This is a genomic window from Blastomonas sp. UPD001, assembly GCF_003426715.1.
GTDB lineage: Bacteria > Pseudomonadota > Alphaproteobacteria > Sphingomonadales > Sphingomonadaceae > Blastomonas.
Genome location: NZ_QKVT01000001.1, coordinates 3,188,800 through 3,199,924, shown reverse-complemented (window position 1 = coordinate 3,199,924; position 11,125 = coordinate 3,188,800). Strand labels below are relative to the sequence as shown.

At 63.7% G+C, this 11,125-nt stretch carries 13 protein-coding genes; 6 read left to right on the top strand and 7 right to left on the bottom strand.

The window, feature by feature from the left end; translation table 11 throughout:
• The coding region (locus DM995_RS16255; RefSeq protein ID WP_198669394.1) for a CHAT domain-containing protein at nucleotides 1-1,892 on the top strand (1,892 nt) is incomplete at its 5' end.
• Nucleotides 1,893-2,394: 502 nt separating this feature from the next.
• Here DM995_RS16255 and DM995_RS16250 read toward each other — a convergent pair.
• The 4 genes from DM995_RS16250 to DM995_RS22475 all read right to left on the bottom strand — a co-directional run bounded on the left by DM995_RS16250 (nucleotide 2,395) and on the right by DM995_RS22475 (nucleotide 3,999).
• A complete protein-coding gene (locus DM995_RS16250; protein WP_116970096.1) occupies nucleotides 2,395-2,715 on the bottom strand; it encodes a DUF736 domain-containing protein in 321 nt (106 codons plus the stop codon).
• A gap of 205 nt (nucleotides 2,716-2,920) precedes the next feature.
• A complete protein-coding gene (locus DM995_RS16245) occupies nucleotides 2,921-3,139 on the bottom strand; it encodes a DUF6961 family protein (protein WP_023836026.1) in 219 nt (72 codons plus the stop codon).
• 77 nt (nucleotides 3,140-3,216) lie between these two features.
• Nucleotides 3,217-3,468, bottom strand: a complete 252-nt coding sequence (locus DM995_RS16240) for an excalibur calcium-binding domain-containing protein (protein ID WP_116970095.1) — start codon at nucleotides 3,466-3,468, stop codon at nucleotides 3,217-3,219.
• 102 nt (nucleotides 3,469-3,570) lie between these two features.
• Complete coding sequence (locus tag DM995_RS22475; RefSeq protein WP_031317443.1) at nucleotides 3,571-3,999, bottom strand: thermonuclease family protein; 429 nt, start codon at nucleotides 3,997-3,999, stop codon at nucleotides 3,571-3,573.
• Nucleotides 4,000-4,148: 149 nt separating this feature from the next.
• On the opposite strand from DM995_RS22475, the gene DM995_RS16230 reads away from it, so the two are divergent.
• The 4 genes from DM995_RS16230 to DM995_RS16215 all read left to right on the top strand — a co-directional run bounded on the left by DM995_RS16230 (nucleotide 4,149) and on the right by DM995_RS16215 (nucleotide 7,138).
• Complete coding sequence (locus DM995_RS16230) at nucleotides 4,149-4,370, top strand: DUF6771 family protein (RefSeq protein ID WP_023836024.1); 222 nt, start codon at nucleotides 4,149-4,151, stop codon at nucleotides 4,368-4,370.
• A gap of 25 nt (nucleotides 4,371-4,395) precedes the next feature.
• Nucleotides 4,396-4,701: a hypothetical protein gene (locus tag DM995_RS16225; protein ID WP_232824450.1), complete on the top strand. Its 306-nt coding sequence runs from the start codon at nucleotides 4,396-4,398 to the stop codon at nucleotides 4,699-4,701.
• Nucleotides 4,702-4,873: 172 nt separating this feature from the next.
• Complete coding sequence (locus DM995_RS16220) at nucleotides 4,874-5,533, top strand: SOS response-associated peptidase (protein WP_023836022.1); 660 nt, start codon at nucleotides 4,874-4,876, stop codon at nucleotides 5,531-5,533.
• Between the two features lie 303 nt (nucleotides 5,534-5,836).
• Entirely contained in the window at nucleotides 5,837-7,138 is a 1,302-nt protein-coding gene (locus DM995_RS16215; protein ID WP_116970093.1) for an Hsp70 family protein, read from the top strand.
• Between the two features lie 172 nt (nucleotides 7,139-7,310).
• Here the strand turns inward: DM995_RS16215 and DM995_RS16210 are convergent, their stop codons facing one another.
• Nucleotides 7,311-8,309, bottom strand: coding sequence for an aldo/keto reductase (locus DM995_RS16210; protein ID WP_023836019.1), 999 nt, complete (start codon nucleotides 8,307-8,309; stop codon nucleotides 7,311-7,313).
• A gap of 12 nt (nucleotides 8,310-8,321) precedes the next feature.
• Nucleotides 8,322-9,047, bottom strand: coding sequence for an SDR family oxidoreductase (locus DM995_RS16205; protein ID WP_023836018.1), 726 nt, complete (start codon nucleotides 9,045-9,047; stop codon nucleotides 8,322-8,324).
• A gap of 161 nt (nucleotides 9,048-9,208) precedes the next feature.
• On the opposite strand from DM995_RS16205, the gene DM995_RS16200 reads away from it, so the two are divergent.
• Nucleotides 9,209-10,096, top strand: coding sequence for an AraC family transcriptional regulator (locus DM995_RS16200; RefSeq protein WP_232824449.1), 888 nt, complete (start codon nucleotides 9,209-9,211; stop codon nucleotides 10,094-10,096).
• Between the two features lie 355 nt (nucleotides 10,097-10,451).
• On the opposite strand, the gene DM995_RS16195 is transcribed toward DM995_RS16200, so the two are convergent.
• Nucleotides 10,452-11,087, bottom strand: coding sequence for a TetR/AcrR family transcriptional regulator (locus DM995_RS16195; RefSeq protein ID WP_116970092.1), 636 nt, complete (start codon nucleotides 11,085-11,087; stop codon nucleotides 10,452-10,454).
• Nucleotides 11,088-11,125: the final 38 nt, after the last annotated feature.

The following is an 11,125-nucleotide window of genomic DNA, read 5'->3' as shown; positions in this document are numbered from 1 at the left end:
CTTTCCAACTGGCGATGGAACAGGCGCGTCTGTTGCCGGGCGACGGCACCAGCGACGGCCTCCCCGTCCGGGTGGCCTGGGCGGAGCAGCTGCTGGGGCAACCTGAACAGCACCAGCTGGCACTCGAGATCACGAGGGAAGCCGTCGAAATTGCCCGCAACCGGCGGTCGGCCTTGCGCGGTGCCGGGGGCGTGATCGTCGATCCGGCCATCCGCCGGGCCTTCATGCTGCGCAGTGCGGCGCTGCTGTCCGGACAGGCAAAACCATCTGCTGCGCAGATGGACGAGGCATTCCGCACGTTACAGGAAGCCGAATTCTCGCTGTCCGCGCTGGCGGTGGCCCGCGCGACGCTGGGCCGCAGCGCCCGGACGGAGCAGGAAAGGGTTCTGGTGGCGGCGTTTGCCGATGCCGAGCGCGAGGCCCGCGTTCAGGACAAGCTGCTTCACGATGCCCTGATGCGCGGCGATGGCAAGGCGGTAGAAAGCCTGGTGGGCCTGGCCAGAATCGCGAGGGATCGCGAAGTCCAGGCCGAGCAGGCGGTACGCGCGGCCTTTCCGACCTATGCACGCGCGACGGATCAATCGACCCTGTCGCTGCAGGCGGCTCGCGATGCACTACCGGCAGGTGCCGCACTCCTGCTTCTGTCGGCCGACGATCAGGACGTGCTGGCCCTGCTCGTCACGCGGCAGGAGTTTCGCTTCCATCGCCAGCCGGGCCAGGCAGCATCGCTCCTCGGCAAGCTCGTTGCCGTGCAGTGCACGCTCGACCCCCGTTATTGCACCCCAGATGCCGATACGGAGCTGGCCGAGCGTCTTGCCAACGCCGGATGGGGGCCGGATGATCCCCGCGCCATCTTCGATCTGGCAAGCGCGCATGATCTCTATACGAGCGTGCTGTCTCCCTTGCTGACAAGCGTTCCTGCGGGAACCTTGCTGCTGTCCGTGCAGCAGGGATGGCTCAATGCCCTGCCGCTTGCGGCATTGCCGGTCGACCGGCCCGCAGCGGCTGACCCGTTCGACCCTGCAGGCATGAAGGACGTGGCCTGGCTGGCCGACAGGCATCCGATCGCCATGCTGCCATATGCCGGAATCCTCGGGCAAGGCAGGTCGCCCCCGAATGCTGATACCGTCCGGCGCCCATTCTTCGGTATCGGCGATCCGGTGCTGGCTGGCACCTCGGGAGGCGCGCGCGGACTGGGCAACCTTTTCGTGCGGCGCGGGTCCGGCTGGCAGGTGGCAGCCGGACAACTGCGCGCGCTGGCACCACTGCCCGCCACGCAGGTCGAGCTAAAGGCCATGGCGTCCGTCATGCGGACCTCGGCCAGCGAGAGCCTCAGGCTGGCCGCCGACGCACGCGAAGGGCAGCTCCGGTCGGATGAACGGCTTGCCAACTCGGACATCGTTGCCATTGCCACGCATGGACTCATGCCGAGCGAGCTGGAAGGTCTTCAGGAGCCGGGGCTGGTCATGACTCCGCCCGATCAGCCGAACGATGACGACGATGGCCTTTGGACCGCTTCAGAAGTCAGCCTGCAGCCCATCAACGCGGCGCTGGTCGTCCTTTCGGCCTGCAACACCGCGTCGAGCGAAGGCACGCCTGGCGCCGATTCCCTGTCGGCTCTAGCGCGCGCCTTCTTCATTTCCGGGGCCGGGGCCGTGCTTGCTTCGCGCTGGAGCGTGCCCGACGGGCCGACCGCCGCCCTGACGGTCGAGGCGCTGGAGGGCATTGCCAACAGCCAACTTGACCAGCCCCGAGCCCTGCAAGCGGCGATGAAGGCCGTGCGCACAGGCAAGCGCGCGACAGGAACAGCCCTGTCCGGCTGGACCGCGGACTGGGCCCATCCCAGCGCATGGGCTGCATTCTCCATATATAAGTCAAGCGTCAACAGATGAAGCAATCAAGGGCACCCAAATGCAGGTCAGGTGGGAAGCTGTCGAAGGCCGAGGCCCGTAGTCCGCATCGCCAATACGAGCCCATTGAACCGGAAGGTCAACCGACGCTGTTCGTTGCATTCAATAGCGGCAGACGACGAACGCGGCGCAGGGCCGGTATCGGATCCCCAGCCGATGACTAAACGGCAATCGGGCAGGCGATCCTGCAGGCTTTGGTCAAGTAACCGGCATTAGATGACAAATTGGTCCGACCGCTTTCACGGAAGTCGCTTCCAGACGGCGGACGAACCACTGCGCACTCGGCGACGGTCATGAGCGGGGCTGACGCGCGACCGAGAAACCTGAACGACTACTTCTGGCGAAACCAGACATTGACCGCAGCGGCCGGGAGTGACCGAGGTTGGGTCGCCAGCTGCCATGTCGAACGCGCTGAACGTTAAGAAGTTCGGTATTTAATCTGACGGGAAGACAGCCCCCGCCTCTGGCGGGGGCTGTCTCCGGTTCAGCTCGGCGGATTCCAGATGATGACCTTCTTCATCGGATCGTCGCCGGGCGCATTGGCGATGTTGCCATAGATGGTCCCGAATTCGGGGGCCGAGAGTGACACCGAGACATATTCCGCGTCGGTGTTCTGCGAGAAGCGCTTCCAGCCGGCGCCGAGCTCGAAGCCGTTCTTGCGGCTGACGATGCGATAATCGGGTTCGCTGTCCTTGGCCTTGCGCCCGTTGGGAATGATGGCGATCGGCGCGGTGACGTTGAGGGTGGCAAGCGTGCCTTCGAAGCTGCCGTCTGCCTTGACGGTGAGGTTTGCGATGGTGGCCATGTTAAGTCTCCTTCAGTTGCTCGGGGACCATCCCCGATGACGCCATCAGGAGGGGCCGCGCGCCGCCGTCACCGAGCGAAGCGCGAGGGCGAACCCCGAACGGGGTTGACGGCCAGGGCAAGCAGGTCGCTCAAAAAAGGCGGAAAGAGTGGCGTGATCCCGGGCAAGAGGGAGACAGATGCTGCCATTGCCACCCTATCGACGGTCAGTTTGCAGCAGGCCTGGCATGTCCGCCCTCACCCGGCAGGCCACCCTGCCGCAGCCTGTCCAGCCGGGCTGCGATGGCCTGCCACATTGCGACCCCGTCTGCATCGCCGGCCAGGGCCAGTTCTCCGATCCGCTCGGCCACATGGAGCGGCGCATGGTCGCCAAAACGCTTCTCGACCGCCAGCGCGCAGGCCCAGAGGTGCTGCTCATCCGTCATGCGAGGCCATCATCGCCACAAGACAGCAATCTGCCGAACGGCAGTTGGCAGAATGTCATATACCAAGTCCGGGCATATCATTCGCAACCGATGCCGTCGCCGTCGCGGTCCAGATGCCTTCCATAGCCCGGCGAACCCCGGCGTACCGGTGCTGCTCCGGCGGCGCGGGCTGCAGCGCAGTTGGGAAACCAGACATTCTCGGACAGCCGTTGCGGCGATGCTGCAGGCGGAGCATTCCGAGCTGAGCCGCCATGACAATGCCGGCCACCGTTCTTGCGATCGTTATGGCATCCGTCGGCGGCGGTTCTTCCAGGATGGGCAAACGCCATCGAGGCCGTAACGGCCAGAGGAAACACAGCGACTGGCAACAGGCGGTAAATCATCTGTCTCTCTCGAGCACAGGATGCCATGCATGGCCGCTCCTCGCCAGCTTACCTGCAGCGATGCTTTCCCCAATATCGGTTCCAGCGCGCAGCGAAACCATCGCGCACCATCGCGCACGATAGGTCACCCGATCGCGGCGATGTGCAGAAGGCGGCGGTACGGTTGCCCCCTGCCCCGCCTTTCGAGACGCAGCGCATGGCCGGCCCTTTGACCAGCACATGACCGGTGGAGTTCGTGCCTGACGGCGTGCCGACAAGCGATACCAGATGGTCGCGCGACGCCTTGGCGTCCGCCTTCGGGCAAGGATGGCCCGGGCTGCAGCTGCCATCGGTTTCGCGGGCAGCGATGCCGGACAGCCGTATGCGCGGACCTTCGGCGCACCAGATCGGACCGTCGCCATCCCAGATGGCGACGGGCGTGCAGACGAAGCTCTGGCCGGATGGGACATCGGACAGAAGGAGCAGAAAAAGCGGCATGATCCTGGCTAGCCCGGCAAGGCTTGGCCGCGCAAGGCAGGCGGCACCGCGTGAGACAGAATATGGCGCCAGAGCGAGTATCCGAAAAAGCTCACCCACCGAGGGTGCCACCTTCAGGACCACACCACCCGGCAAGCACGCTTGCGCATATGTTCTACTTTTGTTCTTATGCGCAGATGATCCGATTCGACATCGATGACATGGCCAGCGCAATTCTCGCTGCCCCGGGCTGGGCGCGGGTCGGCATCACGGCCCCTGCCCGGCACATTCGCGACGACGCGGCGCGCGAGCTGGCCCGCACGATTGCCAATGCGCTGGTCCAGTCACAGATCCAGCCCACAAGGGACGAAAGCCCCGAGCAGGATCGATGACATGGGCGGCTGGACAAGAGACGGCATGCGCCGCGCTACATGCCTGTTCGAGGCGGCGGCCTGGAACTATGCGGTCAGGCCGATCTGTGCCTGCGGGCACGAGGCGAGTTTCAATCCGCATGGCCTGTGGTGGCATTTTCACAAGCGAATGTGGGACGACCGGCTCGAGCCCGCCAGGGGCCGTTTCTGGTGCCGCAAATGCAGCCTGCACAAGCGCAGGCGCATTCGTCCGCTCCGCCTGGAGCTTATCCAGCAGAGCCAGAACGATATCGAGCTCGCCTTCCCGCCCGAACGCGAATGGAAGCGCGCGGTCAGCAGGTTCCGCAGCTGAAGCGCAAATCGGTATTCGTCGCGCAGATCGACGAAGGCCCCAGATCCATTGCACATCAAAGCACCAGACCGATCCAATGGACATTTAGCAATTTATCGGCGAGTGTTGCGATCAGCTGGAAGGGGAACTCGGGCACGGCAGGCAGGCGGGACAGGCCTGAGGAGATTACCGGATGTGCAATCTTGTCACGCTCAAGGCATCGCTCGATGATGTGGCCCAGGCCTTTTTTGCGCTGGCCGACAGGCAAACCAATGCCTCGCCCGGCGATGTCTATCCCGGCTATCATGGTTTCGTGGTGCGCGAGGAAGACGGTCAGCGCCGGCTCGAGGCGATGACCTGGGGCTTTCCGCGGCATTCGGTTAACAGGAAGACGGGCAGACCCAACAAGCCCAATCCGGTCAACAATGCCCGCGACGACAAGCTGATGTCGGCCCATGGCATGTGGAAGAGATGGTTCACCGATACGGCCTATCGCTGCCTGATCCCGTTCACCGCCTTTGCCGAGGCCGAAGGCGAGCCGGGACGGATGACGAGGACCTGGATCAGCGTGGCGGACCAGCCGCTGGCGGCCTGGGCAGGCCTGTGGCGGCCGAGCGACGAATGGGGCAATTGCTATACGGGGGTCATGGTGGATGCGACGCAGGAGCTGTGGCATATCCATGACCGCATGCCGGTGATCCTGGAGCCAGGGGACCATGATCGCTGGCTGCATGCGCCAGCCGCCGAAGCGCTGGCGTTGCTGCGCCAGTATCCTGCGGAGCGGCTGAACGTCGAGCGGACCGAAGACCCCTGGTCGAGCCGCCGCAAGTCCGAAGCGCCGTTGCTGCTCTGACGCCGGAAGGAGAGCCCGAGCCCATGCCCCGCGACTGGCCCGATCCCGACGACAGACCCGTATCGAGGATGGAATTCTGGATCATTGCGATCCTGACGCTGGCGGGTCCCACAAGCGTGATCCTCTGGCTGCTGCGCTGACCGCCCGGTCACCGAACAGCCACCCAGCCCAGCCCCTGCCCCGCGATCACGCGGCGCAGCCACGAACCGGCAAGCGCAGCTTGCCCCTTTCCGGAAAGCCGGGCACAGACGGCCACCCTGCATCAGGCGGCCCATTGGCTGCCGCACATTCGAGGGCCAGACGATGACCAGCCGCTCCGGAAAGCCTGCCCTGGGTCTCGATTTCGGCACCACGAACACGGTCGCAGCGCTTGGCCGTTCCGATGGCAGCACAGAACTGGTCCGGTTCGGAGACGTGCACCAGAGCACTGCCGTGTTCAGGTCGGCGCTCTGCTTCTGGGAGGATGAGCGGGCATGGCAGGGCATTGCGCATGAAGCGGGACCTTGGGCCATCGAGCAATATCTGCAGTCACCGCTCGACTGCCGGTTCATCCAGTCATTCAAGAGCGTGGCCGCAAGCCCGCTGTTCGAGCGAACCCTGATCTATAACAGGCCCTATGGGTTCGAGGATCTGGGCCGTACGTTTCTGAGGCACCTCGAAAGCCATGCAGGCGATGCCCTGGCGTCGCTGCCTGACCGGATCATTATCGGGCGTCCCGTGGAATATGCGGGAGCCCGCGCCGATCATCGGCTGGCCCGCCAGCGCTATGACCTGATGTTCGAGGGTTTCGGCAAGGAGCTTTACTATGTCTACGAGCCGCTCGGCGCAGCCCACAGCTATGCCAGCCGGCTCGACAGACCGGCGACGATCCTGGTGGCGGACTTCGGCGGGGGTACCGCCGACTTTTCGGTGGTCGGCATAGCCGAGCCCGGCACAGCGAGGCGCTGCACGCCTCTGGCTCATGCCGGGATCGGCATTGCAGGCGACCAGTTCGATTATCGCATTCTCGACAGGCTGGTGCTGCCGCTGCTCGGAAAGGGCGCCCAGTACAGGTCGTTCGGAAAACTGCTCGATATTCCCGGTGGTTATTTCACGGACTTCGCAAACTGGTCGAAGCTTGCGATGATGCGCAGCCGCAAGACGATCGACGAGCTGCGCAGGTTGCAGCGCGACGCCGTCGATCCGCAACGGATCGCCACCATGATCGCGCTGATCGAGAACGAACAGGGCTTCGCGCTGTACGATGCCGTCGGACAGCTTAAGCGCGCCCTTTCAGACAATGAGGCGGCCAGGTTCACGTTCAGCGGCGGCGGCATCGACATCGCCGCAGATGTCGAGCGCGGCCAGTTCGAGGAATGGATCGCCCCCGATCTGGCACGCATCGAGGCCGCAATGGACCATGCACTCGAAAAGGCAGCCATGTCCGAAACCCAGATCGACCGCGTCTTTCTCACCGGCGGATCCTCACTGATCCCCGCCATCGCCAAGCTGTTCGAACGCAGGTTCGACGCAGAGCGCTTCGCGACAGGCGATGAACTGACATCCATCGCCCATGGCCTGGCCCTGATCGGCATGGACCATGATCCCGGTCAGTGGGCGGCTTGAACCAGGTCCGATATAGCTCAAACGATCGAGTACCCGCACCCGGGCATACAGCCAGCTGGCGGGCAGCTTTAAATAAGGGCGCCACGCAGCAAGGCGCAAGTCACGCCTGGCGGATGCTGAGCTGAGAGGGCGGAGCGTTCGATTTGTCACCGCCCTCTATACCGAGCCAGGCTTATGTGCCGCCGCTTTCGCTATCGAGATGCTGCAGCAGCGCATCGGGATAGCGGCTTCCAGCCGCAGCCCCGCGTGGTACGGCGAGCTCTATCCGCGCAAGCTCGTCTGCGGTAAGCGTCACGTCGAGCGCACCCAGCGATTCAGCGAGCCGTTCGCGTCGCCGTGCCCCTACCAGCGGAACGATATCGTTTCCCCGAGCTGCGACCCAGGCGATCGCCAGTTGCGCCACCGAAGCCCCCCTTTCAGTGGCAATCGCACGCAACGCCTCGACAAGCCCCAGATTACGGTCGAGGTTATCCCCCTGAAAGCGGGGGCTGACGCTTCGGAAGTCCGCCGTGTTGCGGTCTTTCGACCAGTGACCGCTGATCAGGCCGCGCGACAGCACCCCATAGGCGGTAATGCCAATGCCAAGTTCGCGGCAGGTCGCCAGGATACCGTCCTCGATCCCGCGCGAAAGTAGCGAATACTCGATCTGCAGGTCGCAGATCGGGTGTACGGCATGCGCGCGGCGGATGGTTTCGGCGCTCATTTCGGACAGGCCGATATGGCGGACATGGCCCGCCTCGACCAGCTCGGCGATGGCGCCGATCGTGTCCTCGATCGGGACCGCGGGGTCGAGCCTCGATGGACGGTAGATGTCGATGCACTCCACCCCAAGTCGCTGGAGCGAATAGGCCGCGAAATTCTTGACCGCTGCCGGACGGGCATCATAGCCGAACCAGCCGAGCGCCGGGTCGCGCAGTGCGCCGAACTTGACACTCAGGGTCAACCGGTCGCGCGGCAGGCTGCGCAGCGCCTCGCCGATCAGCATCTCGTTATGTCCCATGCCGTAAAAGTCGCCGGTATCGAGCAGGGTGATCCCCTGCTCGGCAGCGGCAGCGATGGTTGCGAGGCTCTCGTCACGATCAGCCGGACCGTAGAAATCGGACATTCCCATGCACCCGAGACCGAGCGCTGATACCAAGGGGCCGTCGGTGCCCAGTTGCTTCATCTGCATGGCTCTTTCTCCTTACATATTTGCCGAGGTCGGTCGGACGATGATTTCGTTGACGTCGACGCCGGCCGGCTGCTCGAGCGCGAAACGCACGGCGCGGGCAATAGCATCGGGGGTGAGCGACTGCTTGCGCCATTCGACCAGCGCCTCAGCGACTGCCGGATCGGTGATATCATGGCCCAGTTCGGTCGCCACGACACCGGGCGAGATCAGGGTCGCACGGATATCGTCGTGCTCGAGGCGCAATCCCTCGGTGATGGCACGGACGGCATGCTTGGTGCCACAATAGACCGCTGCTGCAGGCACGACGATGTGCGCCGCGATCGAGGCGACATTGATGACGTGCCCACTGCGCTGCGCGGCGAAGCGCGGCAGCACTGCAGCGATGCCGTTGAGCACGCCATGGATATTGACGTCGATCATCCGCTTCCATTCATCGCGCTTGCGCGCCGCAAGCGGGGCAAGCGGCATCACGCCGGCATTGTTGACCAGGGCATCAATCCGGCCGAAGCGCGCCTCGGCGGCCGAGACAAAGGCATCGAAGCTGTCAGCATCGACGACATCGAGCGCATGCCAGCCAACGTTTTCGCCAAGCTCCTGCGCCAGCAGCGCGAGCCGTTCGGTCCGCCTCGCGCCGAGGAACAGCTTGGCACCAGTTGCGGCAAGTTCGCGTGCGGTGGCCTCGCCGATCCCGCTCGAGGCACCGGTGATGAGGATGGTCGTCTGGGGAAGATTGGTCATTAAGGGCTCCTTGGTCTTGGTGCCCCTTTATGCGGTTCCCGCACTGCACAGCGTTAGACCATTAGACCGCACAATTTGCACGATTCTCCAAATCGCCAATGTCGGGGGTTGCGGGCCAGGTACAAACCGCTGAATATAACTTCATGTCAATAACCATGGAAATGGCGCAGATCATCGCGCGACACACGCCCGAACAGGGCTATCAGCCATGTGCTATCGGCGGCCTGTGGCTGATCCGCACCGACACACCCAGCCTGCCCGTCCCGACGGTCTATGATCCGTCGCTTTGCATTATCGTCCAGGGAGCCAAGACGGTCTCGGTTGGCGGGCGCAGCCTTTTCTATGACGAAGCGAATTACCTGATCGCCTCGGTCGACCTTGCATTGGTCGGCCATGTCGTGACCGCCAGCCCCGACCGGCCGTATCTGTGCTGCAAGATCGATCTGGATCCGACAGTGTTGGCTGAACTGATCATGGCGGAAGACGGCGCACTGCCACCGGGTGAGCCGCCGGCGCTAGCGGTGCATCCCAGCGATCCGGCGCTGCTGGATGCCGCATGCCGGTTGTTGCGACTTTTAGACACGCCGCAGGCCATCCCTGCACTTGCGCCGCTGATCCGGCGCGAGATTCTCTACCGTCTGCTGATCGGTCCGCATGGCGCGATGCTCCGGCACGCAGCCTCGGCAGACAGCCATCTCGGCCAGATCAGTCGTGCCATCGCATGGATCCGGGAGCATATGCGCGAGCAGCTTCGCATCGCCGATGTTGCGCGTGCCGCCAGAATGAGCGTGTCTTCGCTCCATCAGCATTTCAAGACCATCACTGGGCTGACCCCGCTGCAGTACCACAAGCAACTGCGGCTTCAGGAGGCACGCAACCTGATGATCGCGGCTGGAATGTCCGCAGGATCGGCCGGCTTCGCCGTCGGCTATGACAGCCCATCGCAGTTCAGCCGCGAGTATCGCCGCCTGTTCGGGGCTCCGCCGAGATCTGACATCGCTCGGCTCGAGCTCGCTCCCATGTTGGCTGCACAGCAGGCTTCGCATTAGAGGTTTCGACCAGACTTCTGCTCGGATCGACGCCTTGCCACGATCGACATCAAGGCCAACCGGTTGCCGGTCCAAACGTTCACCGACTAGCGCCGTTTAAATCAGCGGCGGCATCCGCACATTCACAAACCGACCGCTAGCGACCCAAACTTAGTCACTGTCGGCAGTCGACTTGAATGGCCACTCTCGCCAGATGCCGCCATTCGCACTTCATAATTGTTCAAGAATGGGGGCGCATGAGCGCGGTTGCCACGCACTGTCTGCGATATTCATTGGCGAAGAGCGCTAGAGCCTCATCTCAGTTTGGCAGACGGGAGTTGATGGCGATGAAACGGCAGGAACGCGCGTTGGTACCCTAGACCCCGTATGCTCTCAGAAAAATCCGGGTGCCGTGGCGCACCTTGGCATCGAGTTCCTCGTCCGACAGGCGCTGGCGCACGCCGAACTTGAGTTCGACATCGGCAAAGCCCTTCCACAAGGCCATCAGGTCTTCGGCCGCCTGGAGGCTGTCCTCGAAGTCGATCTGCCGATCCGACCGCGCCTGTTCGAGCATTTCCGCAAGCCTGGACCGGCATTGGCCGGGCCCGGCATCGAAGAAGCGTTGCGCCATTTGCGGATGATGGGCGAGCTCCTGCGGCAGCATGCGATCGAGCGCCACATGATCGGACGCGAACAGGAAATGCAGCAGGCTGCAACCGAACGCGTCCAGCCTTGCCGCCAGATCCCCGCGAGAGACGGAATCATCCATCATTGCGGCGGCGAAATGGTCGGTCTGTTCCTTCACCACCTGCTCGAACAGCGTCTCCTTGTCGGTGAAGCGGTTGTAGATGGTGACCTTCGAAACGCCCGCGCGCGCGGCAATATGTTCGATCGTGGCAGCGTTGAAGCCGCGCTCCAGAAAGGTGTGCAGCGCCGAGTGCACGATCGCCTCGTGCTTGGCCGGGTCGCGCGGCCGCCCCGCCCTGCTCGTCGTCCGTTTTTCACCCGCCACTACCGATCATCCCACAAGCTTCTGGCAGTCAACGAAAA

Excerpts from the sequence above, each read along its gene's own strand:
- DM995_RS16250 (WP_116970096.1), bottom strand. The coding sequence starts at position 2,715 with ATGGCCACCATCGCAAACCTCACCGTCAAGGCAGACGGCAGCTTCGAA.
- DM995_RS16245 (WP_023836026.1), bottom strand. The coding sequence starts at position 3,139 with ATGACGGATGAGCAGCACCTCTGGGCCTGCGCGCTGGCGGTCGAGAAG.
- DM995_RS16240 (WP_116970095.1), bottom strand. The coding sequence starts at position 3,468 with ATGGCGTTTGCCCATCCTGGAAGAACCGCCGCCGACGGATGCCATAAC.
- DM995_RS22475 (WP_031317443.1), bottom strand. The coding sequence starts at position 3,999 with ATGCCGCTTTTTCTGCTCCTTCTGTCCGATGTCCCATCCGGCCAGAGC.
- DM995_RS16230 (WP_023836024.1), top strand. The coding sequence starts at position 4,149 with ATGTTCTACTTTTGTTCTTATGCGCAGATGATCCGATTCGACATCGAT.
- DM995_RS16225 (WP_232824450.1), top strand. The coding sequence starts at position 4,396 with ATGCGCCGCGCTACATGCCTGTTCGAGGCGGCGGCCTGGAACTATGCG.
- DM995_RS16220 (WP_023836022.1), top strand. The coding sequence starts at position 4,874 with ATGTGCAATCTTGTCACGCTCAAGGCATCGCTCGATGATGTGGCCCAG.
- DM995_RS16215 (WP_116970093.1), top strand. The coding sequence starts at position 5,837 with ATGACCAGCCGCTCCGGAAAGCCTGCCCTGGGTCTCGATTTCGGCACC.
- DM995_RS16210 (WP_023836019.1), bottom strand. The coding sequence starts at position 8,309 with ATGCAGATGAAGCAACTGGGCACCGACGGCCCCTTGGTATCAGCGCTC.
- DM995_RS16205 (WP_023836018.1), bottom strand. The coding sequence starts at position 9,047 with ATGACCAATCTTCCCCAGACGACCATCCTCATCACCGGTGCCTCGAGC.
- DM995_RS16200 (WP_232824449.1), top strand. The coding sequence starts at position 9,209 with ATGGCGCAGATCATCGCGCGACACACGCCCGAACAGGGCTATCAGCCA.